Genomic DNA, 17,598 nt, shown 5'->3' on the forward strand with positions numbered 1-17,598 from the left:
ACTCCCAAACCGTGGCGCAAATTTGGCTGCTCTGTGGTTTCAGAAGGGTTTCTTACCCTTACGTCAAACCATCGAAATGCTTGAGTATAAGGGGTTTTGAAAGTGTGGCTGAGGTTTCGAGCCGGCCGGACTAGAGGCTTTTCGAGCCCGTTTTGGCGCCTTGGCCAATGCGCGGCTCCGTGCCATTGCGGAGGCGGGCGATATTGGTGCGGTGTTTCCAGATCACCAGCGCAGTGATTGGCACCGCGATGATCAGGGCATCGGTACGGCCCAGCAGTGGCAGAGAGACGAGGCTGGAGGCTGTCGCGCTCATCCCTGCCAGCGAGGAGATGCGGAAGGCGGCGGCGACGGCGGCCCAGACAGCGCAGGCGATGAGCCCGGCCCAGAAATTCAGCGCCAGCAGCAGGCCCAGGCAGGTAGCGACACCCTTGCCACCGATAAAACCGAGCCAGACGGGAAAAAGGTGGCCGAGTATCGCGGCAAGGCCGGCGGCGAGGGCGGCGGGTTCGCCCAGCAATGCCCGCGCGAGCAACAGCGCGATGGCGCCCTTGCCGACATCGAGAATCAGCGTGGCGAGGGCGGCAGGCTTGTGGCCGGTGCGCAGCACGTTGGTCGCCCCGATATTGCCCGAGCCGATCTTGCGCAGATCGCCGAGGCCGAGGGCGCGGGTTATGACGAGGCCGAAGGGGACGGAGCCGAAGAGGTAGCCAAGGATGGCGGCGAGGATCAGGCTCATGGCGTTACGTCCTCTCCCGAAACGAAGGTGCGGCGGACGCGCCCCTGCATGCGCGCAGTGTCGAAGGGTGTGTTCTTGGACTTCGAATGCAGTTTGAACCGGTCGAGCACGAAGGGGGCGTCCGGGTCAAAGACAATCAGGTCGGCCGGTGCACCCGGGGAGAGACGGCCGGCGGGCAGGCCGAGCAGCCGTGCCGGATTCAGGGCCAACGCCCTGAACAGTTGCGGCAGCGTGAGGTGCCCGGAATGGACGAGGCGGAGCGCGGCGGGCAGGAGCGTTTCGAGCGCAACGGCGCCGGAGGCTGCTTCCTCAAACGGCAGACGCTTGGATTCCTCGTCCTGCGGGGTGTGCATGGAGGAGATGATGTCGATCAGACCGGAGGCCAGCGCCTCGACGGTCGCAAGCCGGTCATCCTCGCTGCGGAGCGGGGGCTTCAGCTTGAAGAAGGTGCGGTAGTCGTCCACGTCGAAGGCGTTGAGCGTGAGATGGTGAATGGAGGTGCCGGCGGTCACTGGCAGACCTGCCTCCTTTGCGCGGGCAAGCGCGGGCAGGGCGACGGCGGTAGTAATCTGGTCCGCATGATAGCGGCAACCGGTCATTTCCACGAGGGTCAGGTCCCGCTCCAGCTGCAACCGTTCCGCCTGCGGCGAGACGGCGGGCAGGCCGAGCTTGGTGGCGAAGGCGCCCGATGTCATCGCCGCGCCGGATGAGAGCACCGGCTCCTGCGGGTGGCTGATGATGAGGGCGCCAAGACCCTTCGCGTAGGACATCGCACGGAGGAGGACCTTGGCATCGCGTATCGGGTTGTCGGTGTCGGTAAAGGCGACGGCACCGGCGTCCTGCAGGAAACCGATTTCCGTCATCTCCCGCCCTTCGCGACCCTTGGTGAGGGCGGCCATGGGCAGAACATGCACCGGTGCTGCCTCCCGCGCGCGGCGGACAGCGAATTCCAGCATCTCGGGCGTGTCCGTCACCGGTGTCGTATCCGGGCGTGTGACCATGGTGGTCACGCCCCCCGCCGCCGCGGCGCGACCCGCGGTGCGGTAGCTTTCCTTGTGGCGCTCGCCCGGCTCGCAGATCTTCACTCCGATGTCGATTATGCCAGGGGCAATGCAGAGCCCGCCGCAGTCCTCCGCCCCGTCCGGGCCTTCGCCCTTGCCGATTTCCTCGACGTGATCGGAAAAGCGGATCCACCCGATGGACTCGGTGCCCTCTTCAGGGTCTATCAGGCGGAGATTGGCGAGGGTTTTCATGGCTGCTTGCTTGCAGAAAGGGGGGCGAGGTGTCAATCGCGGATAGAGGGACCGAGGTTTTGGCGATGCGCGCGGCTACGGAGGCGGATGTACCGGCGCTGGCGGCGCTCTGGCATGCGGGATGGCAAGACGGGCACGCGGCGGTCGTGCCGGAGGGGCTGCTACCGCACCGCGATGCGGCGAGTTTTGCCGTGCGGACACGGCGGCATCTGGGGCGGATCATGTTGGCGGAGCGGAAGGGCAGGCTTCTGGGCTTCTACATGCTGCACGACGACGAGTTGGAGCAATTCTACGTCGCTCCGCAGGCGCGGGGGACAGGTGTGGCGGCGGAGCTGATGAAGGATGCAGAGAGGGCGATGGCGAAGGTCGGCGCGGTGCGCGCATGGCTCGCCTGCTCGGTTGGCAACTTGCGGGCGGCGCGGTTCTACGAGAAGTGCGGGTGGCAGCGGATGGGCGTGGAGCCGATGGAACTGGAGGTGCTGGAGGGCAGTTTCACGCTGGATATCTGGCGGTATGAGAAGGATCTGGGTGGGGGCGGCTGATCTGATATTCCGGCAGTTTCCGTGTTTCGGGAGACCCGATGATGTGAATACTTCGCCCGGCCCGGAAAAAGACGCGAAACGCCGCTGGGCCAGCGCCGGTCCGTGTCGTGTCGGAGGGACGCTTTCAGCGTGACCGGGCTGGCGCTCGGCTGACGTCGGCGCGGACAGGTGACGTCAGAGACATGTGGCTCTCTTAAACTGTGTGGTGTCGAAGTCGGGCGCGCCATTTCACGGGCCGTCGATGGCCCTATGATTTTCCTTGAGGATAAGGGACGGGGCAGGACATTGCTGCCTGAAAACCCTCAGACCTCCACGCTCGCCTTTTCCCGCAGATTCCGCGCCAGCAGGTCCATCGCGGCCATGCGCACGGCGACGCCCATTTCCACCTGTTCCTGGATGACGGAGACGTTGATGTCGTCGGCGATGGTGCCATCGATTTCCACGCCGCGATTCATCGGGCCGGGGTGCATGACGATGGCATCGGGGTTGGCGCAGGCGAGTTTCTCCGCATCCAGCCCGAAGCGGTGATAATATTCGCGGGTGGAGGGGATGAAGCCGCCGTCCATCCGTTCCTTCTGGAGGCGGAGCATCATCACCACGTCAACGCCCTTCAGCCCTTCGCGCATGTTGTCCGTTACCTCGACGCCAAGCTCGGACATGCCGGTGGGGATGAGTGTCGGCGGGCCGATGAGGCGGACGCGGTTCTCCATCCGGCCGAGGAGGAGGATGTTGGAGCGGGCGACGCGGCTGTGGGCGATGTCTCCGCAGATCGCGACCGTCAGCCGGTGGAGCCGGCCCTTTCGGCGGCGGATGGTAAGGGCGTCGAGCAGCGCCTGCGTCGGGTGCTCGTGGCGGCCGTCGCCGGCGTTCAGGACTGCGCAGTTGACCTTGGAGGCGAGCAGGTTCACCGCGCCGGAATGGGGGTGGCGGACGACCAGCAAGTCGGGGTGCATGGCGTTCAGCGTCATCGCCGTGTCGATCAGCGTCTCGCCCTTCTTGATGGAGCTGGCCTGCATGGACATGTTCATCACGTCCGCGCCAAGGCGCATGCCTGCGATCTCGAAACTTGCCTGCGTGCGGGTGGAGTTCTCGAAGAACATGTTCACCTGCGTCAGCCCGGCCAGCGCCTGCCCGTGCTTGTTCGGCCCACGGTTCTGCGCGGCGTATTGATCCGCGAGGTCGAGAAGGGTGGTGATGTCGGCCTGCGAAAGGCCCTCGATCCCGAGGAGATGGCGATGCTTGAACATGGGCCTTGCTTAGCCTGAGGCGGGCGGCGGCGACAAGGGGTCTGCGAAGCTGCAGGGGGCGAAGAGGGAGATGGCGCAGGCCTCGGCTTGCCGCCAGCGTTCCGGCGCGCTGGCCTTCCGCCACACCGAGAGGAGCACACCAACTGCGGCGATGGTGGCGATTGCGAATGCGACCCAGCCGAGAGCGGCGCCAAGGGCATGATCGCTGAGCTTCTTTGTGAATTCGACAAATAGGAATGGTGCCAGTGTGATGCCGGTTCCGGTTACGAGAATCGCATTTATGTCTCTGTCGAATGCCATAAGCCGTGCTGTGCTGCTTGTGAGGATCACGACTGTCAGGGTCCGAAGTGCACGATACCTGCCAATGAGGACCAAGCTGAGAAAGACCTCTGGTGGCAGGTTCGAGTACTTTAACTCGGAGGGATCGAGAGCATCGGGCCAGACGGTATGGAAGGGATGGGTTGCGATCATGAGGGCGCACAAGATGCGCAGGCCAAAGCGCGCAGGCAGGACGATTGAAAGAGCGAGGAGGACTACTGAATCCGCGTTGGTGACAAATTCCCAATTGCAAACAACCTTTGGGACGGGCTTACCAATACGGCCCTTTTGGCGTAGTAGCAGAGTATGATGGGCAACACGAATGACATGAGCCCCGAGGACGCGCTGGCGGCCCTGATCTGGCAGATCGAGCTCGGCGCGGACGAGGCGCTGGACGAGCGGCCGGTGGACAGGTTCGGTGCTGCCGCCGCGGCTTCCGCGGAGGCCAAGCCTCCACCCGGGGCCGTTCCGGCCACGGCTGCGGGCAAGCCCGCAGGGACGCCTGATGCCCCACCCCCTGGATCCGCGAGTGTTGCGATCGCCGCTGAGTGTGCTGATCTCGACGCGTTGCGCGCGGCCATGGCGGCGTTTGAGGGCTGCGCGTTGAAGAAGGGAGCGAAATCGCTTGTGTTCGCTGATGGTGTGCCGGGCGCACATATCATGATTGTCGGTGAGGCGCCGGGGCGTGAGGAGGACCAGCAGGGGCTGCCGTTCGTGGGTGCTTCCGGTCAACTGCTCGACAATATGTTCGCCGCCATTGGTCTGAGTCGGACGGCGGATAACCCGGCTGATGCTCTTTATATCACCAATACCATCCCCTGGCGGCCGCCGCAGAACCGGGATCCGTCCGGCGACGAGATCGCGATGATGTTGCCGTTCCTTCGCCGCCATATCGAGCTTGCCGCGCCGCGACTGTTGGTGACCATGGGCAATTCGGCGACGCGGACGCTGCTCGACACCACCAGCGGCATCACCCGGATGCGTGGACGCTGGGCCGAGTTCGCCGGAGTTCCGGTGATGCCGATGTTCCACCCCGCCGCTCTGCTGCGCGACCCGCTGCGCAAGGGCGATGCCTGGACGGACCTGAAGGCCATTCGCGCCCAATTATCGTCTTTGCAAGTATCAGGTCGCCAATAAAGCAATATAAAGGTGACAAGAGTCATTGGCGACTTTAATTAGTGAATTCGAGTTATTGACTTGAATCGCCGACTGACCGGAAGCTTGTGCTCAGACTACAAGTAAATTGAGATTTCTTGTTTCTGGGGAGCTTTCCATGTTTACCAAACCGAACCGGTTCGTGGACCGGGTATTCCTGCATTGTTCCGCATCTGACCACGCATCGCACGACAATATCGCGACCATTCACCGCTGGCACACCGATCCGAAGCCGCGCGGAAACGGCTGGTCGGACACCGGCTATCATTACTTCATTCGCAAGGATGGAACGCTGGAAAACGGGCGGCCGCTGGAGCGAACGCCGTCTGCTCAGGGCGGGCACAACACCGGAACCATCGCCATCTGTCTGCACGGGCTGGACAAGCCGAAATTCACCACCGCGCAATTCGACCAGGTGCGGGGGCTGTGTCTGGAGATCAACAACGCCTATCACGGCACTGTCACCTTTCACGGCCACAAGGAAGTAGCGGCCAAGGCCTGCCCGGTGTTCGATTACAGGGATGTGCTGAAGCTGGACCGGTTCGGACGGCTCGGCCTTTCCGGGGCTGAGGCGCAGGGCCTGGCGAACGAGACGCATCGTGATGCCGATACCATGCCTCAGTTGCGCCGTGGCGACCGGGGCGAGGCGGTGGCGCTTGCGCAGAGCCTGCTGATGCTCAAGGATGACGGTATTTTCGGGCCGAAAACCGATGGTGTCGTGCGTGATTTCCAGACCGCGCATGGCCTGGAGCGGGACGGTGTGATCGGTAAGGATACATGGAAGGCGTTGTTTGCCAATGAGAGGATCGAGCATTCGGGCGCGAGTTGAGGCGACTCTCGCGATCGCTCTTGTATCGGCTATGCCAGCTTTTGCCGGCGACGCCGCGCATCCGCAGGCCATCGGGTTTTCCGACGGGGGAGAGCGCTTCGCGTTTCTGGAGTGGGGGCAGCAGGATGGTTCCGGATTTGGCTATGCTTCGGTCTTCATCGTCGATCTGGAACGGGACGCCTGGGTTGTCCCACCGGTACGCAGCCTGATCGAGGATGAGGCTGTCGCGCCGATGGTGGCGCGGCAGCAGGCCTGGTCTGCGGCGGCGGATGCGCTGGGCGATGCGGGTATCCATCAGCCTGCGCGGCTGGTCCATTCCCGGCCTTTCCTGCCGGCGGAAAAAGGGGGCGAGCGGGTGGAAGTGGCATGGAGGCCGATCACCATCCCGGGGGCCATGCCTGACACGTCCGTGCTGTACCTAGAGACTTTTGCCCTGCCGGCCGAGGGCTGCGAGGGGGAGACCGCCATGGGGTTTGCGCTGATGTGGAAGGGCGAGGAAATCGCCCGTGATGTCGACCTACCGGAAAGCCGCGGTTGCCCGACCGCCTACAGTATCGAGCGAATCTATGCATCGGAGGTCTGGCCGCCGGCACCGTATGCGGTGGCCCTGATCGGCGTATTCCGGCGGGGTTTCGAGGGACCGGACCTGCGCCATATCGCGTTGCCTATTCCGCTGAAGCCGGCGGGGCGGTGAAAGGCTGCGCTTGCCTATGGCCCTTTCCGCCGTTTAAGCAGAAGCCGAAGGACAGGGTCGGCACATGCGCATTGTTATCACCGGTGGTTCCAACACGTTGCTTGGCGGTGGCTGGCGGCCACACTTCGAGGCGCTGGTGCCGGACGGCACGCAGATCACCAACCTCGCTATCGGCGGTACCACTTCGGCCATGGGCATTTTCCGGCTGCTGACGCAGGGTCGGGTTCAGCCCGGCGATGTGGTGCTGTGGGAATACGCGCTGAACGAGCACGGGCACTACCGCCACGGCCACGGGCTGGGTGTGCTGATGCACCATGTCGAGGCGCTGATCAGGCTGGTGGCGGAGGCGGGCGGGCATTTGTTGCCGATCATCTTTACCACGCAGGCGCAGGAGACGCGGACGGAGTTCGACGACTACCGCGCCCGGCTGCATTTCACCTTCGCGACCCACGACGTGCCCTTTTTCGATGTCAGTCAGGAATTTCGCCGCCAGTTCGGCGTGGCGCGGCTGGCGAAGGAGATGTTTCAGGACAACTTCCATTACATGCCGAACGGCGAGATCGTGAAGGGTATCGCCGAGAGCGTCCTGGCGCGACTCGGCAGTATTCCCATGACGCGATTTCACCCCGACAGGGCGATGCTGGCGGACCCGCGGCGGACCTTTGCAGCCATAGACACCTTCACCGGTGCGGAAGTAAGCGAGTTCCGCACGGGTATCATCCGCACGCCAATATTTTCCTTCGATCAGGAACTGCAGACGAAGATCAGGGGGCGGCTGATGGCCGCGGCGGTAATCGGAGCGCCGGAGGGCGGCGGTTTCACGATCCGGGCCGGGGACGAGGTGCTGGGGTCCTACTCGACAAGGCGGGCGTACGAGGAACGGGGGCCGCGGCGTATCGTCAAGCAAATCTCGTTCCATGCGCTGGCGGGCAAGCCGCTTGTCTGCTTCAACAAACCGGTGGTGATCAGCCGGGCTGCGGCCGACGAGACGCTGATCGCGGATCACACATATGAGACAGACCGGGTGCCGGCAGAGGGTGAGGCTGAGGATGCGCTGCTGGGCCTGCTGGTCGACCGGATGCGGGACCGCGATGGGTGAGGCGCTCGTATGGTGACCCGGGTGATGGCCTTCTCCGACCTGCATCTTTCCCGGGCGAAGGCGGAAGTGCTGGTGGCGGCCAGCGGCGAAGCGGACCTGGTGATCGGCGCGGGCGATTTCTGCAACATGCGCGAAGGGCTTGATGGTGCGATGTCCCTGCTGAAGGACATGGCGCGGCCTTTCGTGCTGGTGCCGGGGAATGCCGAGAGTGCCGAGGAATTGCGCGATGCGGCGCATGCGGGGATGACCGTGTTGCACGGGGAAGCTTGCGAGGCGGCTGGGCTGGCGTTGTTCGGGTTGGGATATGCGGTGCCGGAAACACCGTTCGGCGCGTGGTCCTGTGACCTGTCGGAAGCGGCGGCAGGGAAGATGCTGGCCGGATGCGTGCAGGCGGATATCCTGATCACGCATTCGCCTCCGAAGGGCGTGGCGGATGTCACCTCCGCCGGTCAATCCGTCGGCTCCGTGGCGGTGCGCGAGGCTATCGAGCGTATCCAGCCGCGGCTTGCGGTCTGCGGCCATATTCACGACAGTTGGGGCAGCGAAGGGATGATCGGGGCGACACAGGTCGTCAATCTTGGCCCTGAGCCCCGTTTTTTCGAGATGTGAGGCAGCATGGCGGAACGTGATTTCATAGCGGTGCGGATCGCGGTCCTGACAGTTTCCGACACGCGGTCGCTGGAAGAGGACCGTTCCGGCGATGTGCTGGAAGGGCGGATCGCCGATGCAGGGCACCGGCTGGCGGACAGGCAGATCGTGCGTGATGAAAGGGCGGCGATAGCGGCGCAGTTGCGAACGTGGATCGCGGACCCGGAGGTGGATGTGGTGATCTCCACCGGAGGCACCGGGCTGACGGGGCGGGACGTGACGGTGGAGGCCCATCGGGACGTCTACGAAAAGGAGATCGACGCGTTCGGCACGGTGTTCACGCATGTGTCGATGGCGAAAATCGGAACGTCAGCCGTCCAGAGCAGGGCCTGCGGCGGTGTGGCTGGCGGCACTTATCTGTTCGCGCTCCCCGGTTCTCCCGGGGCGTGCCGGGACGCGTGGGACGAGATTTTGGTCAAACAGTTGGATTATCGGCACAAGCCATGCAACTTCGTTGAGATCATGCCGCGGCTGGATGAGCATCTGAGGCGCAAGTGAGAGACAAGTTCCGCGCCATTGGCGATGTGAGCGATGCCGGGAAAGCCGAGGCCGTGGGAGTGATCCTGGAGGATGCTTCGGGCCGACTGCTGCTGCAACTGCGCGACTTGCGGGACGAGGTGATCTTCGGCGGCTACTGGAGCTTCTTTGGTGGTGGCGTCGAGGGCGGCGAGACGCTGATCGAGGCTGCACAGCGGGAGACGGAGGAGGAGATCGGCGTGGCACTTGCGGCAACAGAGCTCGCCCCGTTCGGCTGGACCCGCTCTCTCAGCGTCCGACGGACGCGAATATATGTTTTCACGGCCACGCGGACGGTTGAGCCGGTGGATGTGACCCTCGACGAGGGCGCGGGGTTTGCTTTCTGGGACGAAAGACAACTGCCAAAGGTGCCGATTGTGCCGTTTTTGCAGCCAGTTTTGCAGGAATATCTTGAACTGCGACGGAAGCGACGGACCCTGCCGTAACAGATCTGTGGATAAAGTGATGTCCGGCTATATTCTATTTGCACCCCGACTGTGGGACGTTGAGTGATCTTTGAGGCAAGGATGATATGCGGTTTCTGACGCGCGGTTTGCTGGGAATTATGCTGCTGACCCTGACAGTTGGCCTGTTGGGGATGGCCGGACGGACGGTTTACCTCGCCGCCAGTGCGGAGCAAGGCGGCTTTGGCGGGCGCGGCGAGAACGAGGAGCGCATCTTTGCCGTGAATGTCGGAACGCTGACGTCCGAAACGGTGCGGCCCATAATTTCCAGCTACGGCGTGATCGAAAGCTGGCGTACGCTGGAATTGCGGACCGCGGTGGGCGGCACGGTGACGGAAATGGCCGACGCGTTTCGCGATGGCGGCCGGGTGCAGGCCGGTGATATCCTAGTGCAGGTGGACCGGGCGAATGCGGAAACTGCGCTGAGCCTGGCCAAGACCGAACGCGCAGAAGCGAAAGCGGAGGTGACGGAGGCTGACGCTGCGCTGGAACTGGCGCAGGACGAACTCGCTACGTCAGAGGCGCAGCGCGACCTGCGTCGCCGGGCGCTGGCCCGGCAGGAAGATCTGCGGAGCCGCGGTGCGGGGACGGAAGCGGCCGTAGAGACGGCGGAACTGGCGCTTTCCTCGGCGGAACAGACGCTGGTTGGGCGGCGGCAGGCTTTGGCGCAGGCGCAGGCACGGATCAACCGCGCGGCGATTGCGCTGGAGCGGACGGCGATCCAGTTGTCGGAAGCGGAGCGTGACCTCTCCGATACCGTGATCCTTGCCCCTTTCACCGGACTTCTGAGCGACGTGACGGCGGTGCCTGGCGGCCTGCTGACGACGAACGAACAGATCGCAACGCTGATCGACCCGGAGGCTCTGGAAGTGGCTTTCCGCATTTCCAATGCACAGTTTGCGCGGCTGGTGGCGACCGGGCAGCCGCTGGAAGGAACCGAGGTAACGGCAACGCTGTTGCTGGAGGACATACCGCTGGTGGTGGCGGGTGTCGTCGATCGCGTGGATGCGGAAGTCGGCGAAGGGCAGACGGGGCGCCTGTTGTTCGCACGGCTGGATCCGGAGGGTAGCCGCGCGTTGCGGCCGGGTGATTTCACCGAAGTGCGGATACTGGAACCGGAACTGGCGGCGGTGTCCGTCATTCCGGCGACCGCGGCCAACACCGACGGGGAAATCCTGCTGATCGGCGAGGGCGACCGGTTGGAGATGGCGACGGTTCGCATCTTGCGGCGGCAGGGCAACGACCTGATCGTGGGCGATGTGCCGTTTGGCCGCGAATACGTGGCGGAACGCGTGCCGCAATTGGGTGCGGGTGTGAAGGTCCGCCCGGTGCGTCCGGATGACGGTTTCGAGGAAAGTGCCGTTATCGAGCTGACACCTGAACGGCGCGCACTGCTGGTGGCGGCGGTGGAAGGCAATTCGCAGATGCCGGAAGAGGTGCGTCAGCGGTTGATTGCGCGACTTTCCGAAGATCGCGTGCCTGCGGATATGGTCGCACGGATCGAGTCGCGGATGGCGGAGGCCGATGTAGCGGCGATGGATGGCGGCGAAACGCTGACGCTGGAGCCTGAGCGTCGGGAACGGCTGGCGGCGTTCGTCCGATCCAGCGCGGGCATGCCCGAGGATGTGAAGGCGCGTCTGCTGTCGCAACTGGAGGCGGAAGAAGTGCCGCGTGGTATGGTCGAGCGGCTGGAAAGCCGGATGGGGGGCTGAGGTAATGGCGCTGCGGGGCGAAGGCGTGGGCGGCATACTTTCCTATTTCACCCGCCACCGGACAGCGGCCAACCTGTTGCTGGTGATCATGGTGACGTTGGGACTGGTGGCGGCGACGCAGATTCGCAGCCAGTTCTTTCCCGATGTCGTGCTGTCTTCGGTGGATGTCGATGTTCGATGGGACGGCGCCGGGCCCGAAGATGTGGACGGGGCCATCATCGCCGTTCTGGAACCGGCGCTGCGCGGCGTGGAGGGCGTGACGGGGTCAACGGCGACCGCACGCGAGGGCTCAGCCCGCATTGACCTCGAATTCGAACCGGGCTGGGACATGAGCAGGGCGGTCGACGACGTGACGTCGGCGGTCGATGGCGTCAACAACCTGCCGGAAGGCGCAGAAACGCCGGAAGTCAGCCGCAATGCATGGCGCGACCGGGTCACGGACGTTGTGATCCACGGGCCGGTGGCGCGCGAGCAACTCGGGCGATTTGCCGATGAGTTCGTATCGCGCCTGTTTCAGCGCGGCGTTACGCGTACGACCATACGCGGAGTGACGGCGCCGACCATCCGGGTTGAGGCCCCGGAAGCGGAGCTGATACGCCACGACATCGCGCTGTCGGACATCGCCAACGCTATCGGGCAGGAGACGGAGGCCAGCCCGGCGGGTGACGTGGCCGGCGGCTCTGCCCGCGTGAGGACCGGGATCGAAAAGCGGACAGCGGAAGAGGTTGCTTCCATAGTGGTCCGTTCGGGCACCGACGGCTCCAAGCTGCTGGTTTCAGATCTGGCGCGGATCAGCGTCGATGGAGCCGAGCAGGGGCGGGCTTATTACAAGGATGACAACCCGGCGGTTTCGATCCGGGTGGACCGCTCCGATCAGGGCGATGCCATCGAGATGCAGCGGCTGGTGACAGAGGTTGCGGCGGAACTGGAATCTATCCTGCCGCCCGGCGTGAAGGTGGAGCTGATCCGCACACGGGCCGAAGCGATTACCGAACGCCTGGACATTCTGTTCGACAACGGGCTGCTGGGGCTGGCGCTGGTTGTCCTGCTGTTGTTTCTGTTTCTGTCGGCGCGCACCGCGCTCTGGGTGGCGGCCGGTATCCCGGTGGCGATGATCGCGACGATCGCGCTGATGTTCGCCTTCGGACTGACGATCAACATGATCTCGCTTTTTGCCCTGATTATCTGCCTCGGTATTGTCGTCGATGATGCCATTGTCGTCGGCGAACATGCGGATTTCCGGGTGCGGACGCTGGGCGAGACGCCGCTGGTGGCGGCGGAAAACGCGGCGCGGCGCATGTCGCTGCCGGTGTTCTCTTCCACGGTCACGACCGTGATCGCCTTTGTCGGGCTGACGGCCATCGGCGGGCGTTTCGGCAGCCTGATCAGTGATATTCCCTTTACTGTTGTCGTGGTGCTGCTTGCATCGCTCGTGGAATGTTTCCTGATTCTGCCGAACCACATGGCGCATGCGTTGGCCAGCGGCGACCGTCAGCATTGGTATGATTGGCCGAGCCGAACTTTCAACAAGGGCTTTGGCTGGTTTTGTCGCCGTATCTTCCGGCCCGCCATGCGCCTGGTGCTTGCTCTGCGCTATCCGGTGCTGGGCACCGCTGTGCTGGTGCTGGCGCTCACGGCATCGCTGTATCTGCGTGGTGACGTGACCTGGCGTTTCTTCAATTCTCCGGAGCGGGCGAGCATTTCCGGAAACATCGCAATGTTGCCGGGGGCGAAGCGGGCCGACACGCTTGAGATGGTGCGCGAGTTGCAACGTGCTGTGCGCGACACGGCGGCCCGGTACGAGGCGGAACACGGTGCCAACCCGGTTCTTTTCGCGCTGGCGGAGGTGGGTGGGACCACAGGGCGTGGACTGGCCGGATCGGACACGAAGGACGAGGACCAGCTCGGGTCCATCGCCATCGAACTGATCGATCCGGACCTGCGGCCCTATTCCAGCTTCGCCTTTCTGGGCGATCTGCAAGAGGAAGTGCGCCGCCACCCGCTGCTGGAGACGCTGAGTTTCCGAGGTTGGCGTTCCGGCCCCGGCGGCGATGCTCTGGACGTGAAATTCTACGGTGCGGATGCGACGACGCTGAAGGCTGCGGCGGAGGATCTGAAGGCGGCGGTTTCGGAGTTTCCCGAAGTCAGCGCCGTGGAGGATACGCTGGCCTACGACAAGACGGAACTGGTGCTGGAACTGACGCCGATAGGCTCCACGCTCGGGTTCACGATCGACGGCATCGGGCGGGAGTTGCGCCAGCGGCTGGCGGGGATTGAAGCAGCAAGCTTCCCGGTCGGTGTTCGGCAGGGTACGATCGAGGTGAGCCTCGCCGAAGAGGAGCTGACCGCCGATTTCCTCTCGACGACGCGGTTGCGGAGCCCGACGGGCGAATACGTGCCCCTGTCGGAGATCGTGACGGTCGATACCAAGCTGGGCTTCTCTTCGGTGCGCCGGGAAAACGGGTACCGGGTGATCACGGTTTCGGGCGATATTTCCGAGGATGACCCGGTGCGGGCTCAGGCGGTGATGACGAGCCTTCAAAACGAGATCCTGCCAAGGATCACCGAGGAACGCGGGGTCAATTACGTGCTGGGCGGATTGGCGGAGCAGGAGCGGGAGTTCCTCAGCGATGCCGCTCTGGGCTTCAGCCTGTGCATGTTGGGAATCTATCTGACGCTCTGCTGGATCTTCGCAAGCTGGACCCGGCCCTTCGTGGTGATGGCCGTGATTCCCTTCGGCCTGATCGGTGCCGTGTGGGGGCATTACCTTTGGGATGTGCCGCTGTCGATATTCACCGTCGTCGGGCTGATCGGGATGAGCGGGATCATCATCAACGACAGTATCGTGCTGATCACCACCATCGACGAATATGCCGAGAAGCGCGGGTTGGTGGCGGCAGTTGTCGATGCGACTGTGGACAGGCTGCGACCTGTGCTGCTGACGACCCTGACAACCGTGCTGGGGCTGGCGCCGTTGCTTTACGAATCTTCGCAGCAGGCGCAGTTCCTGAAGCCGACAGTGATCACGCTGGCCTATGGCTTGGGTGTTGGCATGGTGCTGGTGCTGTTGATCGTGCCTTCGCTGGTCATCATGCAGGCCGATCTGGCCCGCATCCGTGCCTCGACCCGGCGGGGGCTGCTCCGGTCCGATGCCGGAAGCCGGGCGCGGATTGTTCTGGGGCTGAGTGCCTTGGCGAGCCTGGCTGTCCTGGCGGCCACCGTCGGCGTGTTCATGGTAACAGGCGAGGTCTGGGCGCCTCTCGCATCCGTCACCGCATCGGTGGGACTGACGGGCGGGGTGGCTGCGCTGGCGCTGTTGCTGGCCGGACTGGTTGTCGTGTTCCTGATCGGCTGGGTGCTGGCAGCATTCAGTCAGCCGCGCAGGAGACAGGTTCTGCCCGCGGAATGAAACTGCGCTCAGGGGGCGGAGATGATGCTGCCGTCACCGAGGATGGCAGTATCCAGCCGGACGTCCCATGGCTGTGGCCGGATGCTGTCGATCCTGCAGAACCCCTGACCGACGCCGATCTTCAGCGGCGCAACAGGTAGGGATGCCAGAGTCATGTCGTAGTAGCCTCCACCGTTGCCCAGCCGGTAGCAGTCGGCGTCAATTCCGACCAAGGGCAGGATGACGATGTCGGGGCGTTGCGGCGCACCTTCGGCAGGCACGGGAATGTTCCATATGCCGCGGGTCATGGCACAACCGGGCGCCCATGTGCGAAACTCCACCGGCGCAGCACGAGTTACGACAACGGGCAGGCTGACTGTAGCGCCGGACCGGTGCAGGGCGTGCATGCAGGCGCGCAGGTCAAGCTCTCCTCGGATCGGCCAGTAGAAGGCGATGGTCTTGCCGGCGACGTCGCCGAGACGGTCGGTGAGTGCTGCAATTACCTGTTCGGTCTCCGCCGCGCGGTTTGATTGCGGCATGCCGCGCCGCAGAGCGTAGAGACGCTCGCGTTCGGCCTTACGGTGGGCGTCCACCTGCAGCTTCGTGGCGCGGTCGATAACATGGCCGCCAATGGTTGTCTGGTCTTCGCGGGCCATGGTCAGGTCACTTCACGATCTGGGGACGTCGTGCGCCGTGGTACCCTGTAGATGTCAATGCAGCGGTCATCGAAGATCCATGCGCCGAGCGGTTGCGCGTGAGGTGTCTGGACCCTGGCCCAAAATATATGTGGACTCGGTTCTGCCATGTCTCAGGTTGGCACGGGCACCGATGCCCCGCAAGGGTTCAGCCGGCCGGACAGCCCCGGATGTCGATGGCGCTGTCTGCGGTAAGAAGGGTGATGCGCAGATTGCCGAGATCGACGTCAGGTGCGCCCTTGCCGTAGTGATCGAGTGCGGCCGTGATGGTCAGTGCATAGCCATCGGCCTGGGTTGATACCGGGGTCAGGAAGGTTTCCTCCGACCCGGTTTCGAACACGCTGAATGGCGCGGCGGGTGCTTCGCCGGCAAAGCGGAAACTGGCTGTCACCGTCTCTGCACTCTGTTGGCAGGACGCGGATTGGATGCCGGCGCCGTCGGTAGTGAGCGGGCGGGCGGCGAGAGCGTTTTCAATGGCTTGCACGGTAGTGGAGTCGGCAGCGGATTCTGCCGGCATTTCAGCCGTTGCGTGGGCCGGAATACAGATATCCTCGCAAACGCCGTAAGACAGTGCCAGCGCTACGTCGATGGGCCCGCCCGGCGTTTGAGGTGTGAGTTCTACCGGGAAGACGACCCTGTCGCTGTAGCCCAGCGTCGTCATCCCATAGGACTCCTGCACCTCCGGCCTGGGCCAGTGGATGGTAGCGGCAGCGAGGTTTTGCGACCCTGTCCAGTCGAACATCGGGGGGATACCGCCCGCGCCGGGAGCGCGCCAGTAGGTTTTCCAGCCCGGATCGAGGTCGATTTCCACGCCGATCATGCGGTTGCCGTCCGGCATTTCCCAACCGGGCAGGAGACGCATGCGGGACATTTCCTGCGAAGTGGCAACGGTTGGGGCGACAAGTGCCGCCATGAGGGCAATGAGGCGTATCATGGCGCGGACCTTAGCCGGGGAGCGGGGGAGAGGGAACTCACGCTTCTGCGAGAGTTGTTGCTTGCCTTGCCCTGTGGCCTGCACCATCTTCCACTACATGAAAGCACCGGTTTCCGAGTTCCTCGATGGAAAGATGCTGATCGCGATGCCCGGAATGGGGGATCTGCGGTTCGAGCGTTCCGTAATCTTCATGTGCGCCCACTCTGACGACGGAGCCATGGGCCTGATGATCAACAAGCCTGCTCCGGACCTGCGTTTTGCCGATCTGCTGGAGCAACTGGAGATCGACAAGGGGCCGTTGATGCATGATACGGACGTATTCTTTGGCGGGCCGGTGGAGCATGGCCGTGGGTTCGTGCTGCACACCAACGACTACGAGGTTTCCGACAGTACGATGAAGGTCAACGCCTCGTTCGCGATGACGGCGACGATAGAGATTCTACGCGACATCGCCGATGGCACCGGGCCCCGAGAGGCACTGCTTTGCCTCGGCTATGCTGGCTGGGGGCCGGGGCAGCTGGAGGGTGAGTTGCAGCAGAATGGCTGGCTAACCTGCGATGCCGACGAAACGCTGATCTTCGGGACCAAGAGCGCCGATCGCTGGACTGGCGCGCTTGGGAGGCTGGGTATTGACCCGCGGTTGCTGTCGGCCGAGGGTGGCCGGGCCTGAAGCCTTTCAGAGTTCGTCCAGTTCCTGGGCGATGTCCTCCAGTTGTTCCATGTCCGAGAGAAGGATGATGCGGCCGTTCTTGGAGATGACTTCCTCCGCTTCCAGCGCCTTGAGAATCTGGTTCACGCGCGGGCGGGCGGCACCACACATAAGTGCCAGTTCCTGCTGCGTCAGACGCACCTGCGGCGGGCGCGGGCCGTCCGGCACGGCATTGCCCATCAGCACATGGGCGACGCGCGCGCGCAGCGGGCGCAGCGCGAGAAATTCCGCACGATCCGTTGAGCGGCGGAGCAGCATGCAGAGTGTGGTGATGATGCCGCGCGAAAGGGCCGGATCCTCCAGCAGGGCAACGAAATCCGCTCGTCGCAGTGCCAGTACACGCCCGACGTCGCGGATAGTGCAAGTGGCGGATCGGGGTTCGCCGTCGAGCAGGGCAATCTCGCCGATACTGTCGCCGGGTTTGGCGATATGGAAAATCATCTCGCGGCCGGTCTCGGAAAGAAGCGAGATGGTGGCTGCGCCTTCGACCATGATGTAGAGGCTGTCACTGTCGTCGCCCTGGCTGAAAAGCACCTCGCCCTTACGGGTGGTGCGAAGCGTGCAGCGTTTGGCTATGCTTCGGATCTGTTCTTCGCCAAGACTGGCGAACAGGGCGCATTGCGTCAGGATTTCAGCAGGTGCAGGCACGGACATCGCGA

At 63.8% G+C, this 17,598-nt stretch carries 18 protein-coding genes; 11 read left to right on the forward strand and 7 right to left on the reverse strand.

Going from position 1 to position 17,598, the window contains the following annotated elements:
• Positions 1-130 precede the first annotated feature (130 nt).
• Both plsY and pyrC read right to left on the reverse strand, forming a co-directional pair.
• Positions 131-736 carry a glycerol-3-phosphate 1-O-acyltransferase PlsY gene (gene plsY / locus GO499_RS19230; protein ID WP_161863707.1) on the reverse strand — a complete coding sequence of 202 codons (606 nt, stop codon included), beginning with the start codon at positions 734-736 and terminating at the stop codon, positions 131-133.
• Positions 733-1,989 (reverse strand): dihydroorotase, encoded by a 1,257-nt coding sequence (gene pyrC / locus GO499_RS19235; RefSeq protein WP_161863708.1) that lies wholly within the window; start codon positions 1,987-1,989, stop codon positions 733-735. Before pyrC ends, plsY begins: the two co-directional genes overlap by 4 nt.
• 29 nt (positions 1,990-2,018) lie before the next feature.
• Here pyrC and GO499_RS19240 point away from each other — a divergent pair, with 29 nt between their 5' ends.
• Positions 2,019-2,531, forward strand: coding sequence for a GNAT family N-acetyltransferase (locus GO499_RS19240; RefSeq protein WP_161863709.1), 513 nt, complete (start codon positions 2,019-2,021; stop codon positions 2,529-2,531).
• 302 nt (positions 2,532-2,833) lie between these two features.
• Here the strand turns inward: GO499_RS19240 and GO499_RS19245 are convergent, their stop codons facing one another.
• On the reverse strand, positions 2,834-3,778 hold the full coding sequence (locus GO499_RS19245; protein WP_161863710.1) for an aspartate carbamoyltransferase catalytic subunit: 945 nt from the start codon (positions 3,776-3,778) through the stop codon (positions 2,834-2,836).
• A 9-nt stretch (positions 3,779-3,787) separates the two neighbouring features.
• Positions 3,788-4,249 carry a hypothetical protein gene (locus tag GO499_RS19250; protein WP_161863711.1) on the reverse strand — a complete coding sequence of 154 codons (462 nt, stop codon included), beginning with the start codon at positions 4,247-4,249 and terminating at the stop codon, positions 3,788-3,790.
• 156 nt (positions 4,250-4,405) lie between these two features.
• On the opposite strand from GO499_RS19250, the gene GO499_RS19255 reads away from it, so the two are divergent.
• From GO499_RS19255 to GO499_RS19295, 9 genes are all read left to right on the forward strand, one after another.
• Positions 4,406-5,233: a uracil-DNA glycosylase gene (locus GO499_RS19255; protein ID WP_284154824.1), complete on the forward strand. Its 828-nt coding sequence runs from the start codon at positions 4,406-4,408 to the stop codon at positions 5,231-5,233.
• A gap of 136 nt (positions 5,234-5,369) precedes the next feature.
• Complete coding sequence (locus GO499_RS19260) at positions 5,370-6,080, forward strand: peptidoglycan recognition protein family protein (RefSeq protein WP_161863712.1); 711 nt, start codon at positions 5,370-5,372, stop codon at positions 6,078-6,080.
• Positions 6,081-6,111: 31 nt separating this feature from the next.
• Positions 6,112-6,774, forward strand: coding sequence for a DUF2259 domain-containing protein (locus tag GO499_RS19265; RefSeq protein WP_161863713.1), 663 nt, complete (start codon positions 6,112-6,114; stop codon positions 6,772-6,774).
• Positions 6,775-6,838: 64 nt separating this feature from the next.
• Positions 6,839-7,873 carry an SGNH/GDSL hydrolase family protein gene (locus tag GO499_RS19270; protein WP_161863714.1) on the forward strand — a complete coding sequence of 345 codons (1,035 nt, stop codon included), beginning with the start codon at positions 6,839-6,841 and terminating at the stop codon, positions 7,871-7,873.
• A 9-nt stretch (positions 7,874-7,882) separates the two neighbouring features.
• Entirely contained in the window at positions 7,883-8,482 is a 600-nt protein-coding gene (locus GO499_RS19275) for a metallophosphoesterase family protein (RefSeq protein ID WP_161863715.1), read from the forward strand.
• A 6-nt stretch (positions 8,483-8,488) separates the two neighbouring features.
• A complete protein-coding gene (gene moaB, locus GO499_RS19280) occupies positions 8,489-9,019 on the forward strand; it encodes a molybdenum cofactor biosynthesis protein B (RefSeq protein WP_161863716.1) in 531 nt (176 codons plus the stop codon).
• The gene (locus GO499_RS19285; protein ID WP_161863717.1) at positions 9,016-9,483 is read left to right on the forward strand and encodes an NUDIX domain-containing protein; all 468 of its coding nucleotides are present in this window, start codon (positions 9,016-9,018) and stop codon (positions 9,481-9,483) included. Before moaB ends, GO499_RS19285 begins: the two co-directional genes overlap by 4 nt.
• Positions 9,484-9,569: 86 nt before the next feature.
• Positions 9,570-11,213, forward strand: a complete 1,644-nt coding sequence (locus GO499_RS19290) for an efflux RND transporter periplasmic adaptor subunit (RefSeq protein WP_161863718.1) — start codon at positions 9,570-9,572, stop codon at positions 11,211-11,213.
• A gap of 4 nt (positions 11,214-11,217) precedes the next feature.
• Positions 11,218-14,622: an efflux RND transporter permease subunit gene (locus tag GO499_RS19295; RefSeq protein WP_161863719.1), complete on the forward strand. Its 3,405-nt coding sequence runs from the start codon at positions 11,218-11,220 to the stop codon at positions 14,620-14,622.
• A gap of 8 nt (positions 14,623-14,630) precedes the next feature.
• Here GO499_RS19295 and GO499_RS19300 read toward each other — a convergent pair whose 3' ends face one another.
• Positions 14,631-15,257, reverse strand: coding sequence for a 5-formyltetrahydrofolate cyclo-ligase (locus GO499_RS19300; protein WP_161863720.1), 627 nt, complete (start codon positions 15,255-15,257; stop codon positions 14,631-14,633).
• Positions 15,258-15,444: 187 nt separating this feature from the next.
• Positions 15,445-16,230 carry a protein-disulfide reductase DsbD domain-containing protein gene (locus tag GO499_RS19305; RefSeq protein ID WP_161863721.1) on the reverse strand — a complete coding sequence of 262 codons (786 nt, stop codon included), beginning with the start codon at positions 16,228-16,230 and terminating at the stop codon, positions 15,445-15,447.
• A 61-nt stretch (positions 16,231-16,291) separates the two neighbouring features.
• Between GO499_RS19305 and GO499_RS19310 the strand changes: the two genes are divergently transcribed.
• Positions 16,292-16,900, forward strand: a complete 609-nt coding sequence (locus GO499_RS19310; protein ID WP_348520793.1) for a YqgE/AlgH family protein — start codon at positions 16,292-16,294, stop codon at positions 16,898-16,900.
• 6 nt (positions 16,901-16,906) lie between these two features.
• On the opposite strand, the gene GO499_RS19315 is transcribed toward GO499_RS19310, so the two are convergent.
• Positions 16,907-17,593, reverse strand: coding sequence for a Crp/Fnr family transcriptional regulator (locus tag GO499_RS19315; protein WP_161863722.1), 687 nt, complete (start codon positions 17,591-17,593; stop codon positions 16,907-16,909).
• Between the last annotated feature and the right edge of the window lie 5 nt (positions 17,594-17,598).

It is taken from the genome of Algicella marina, from assembly GCF_009931615.1.
Classification (GTDB): Bacteria; Pseudomonadota; Alphaproteobacteria; order Rhodobacterales; family Rhodobacteraceae; genus Algicella; species Algicella marina.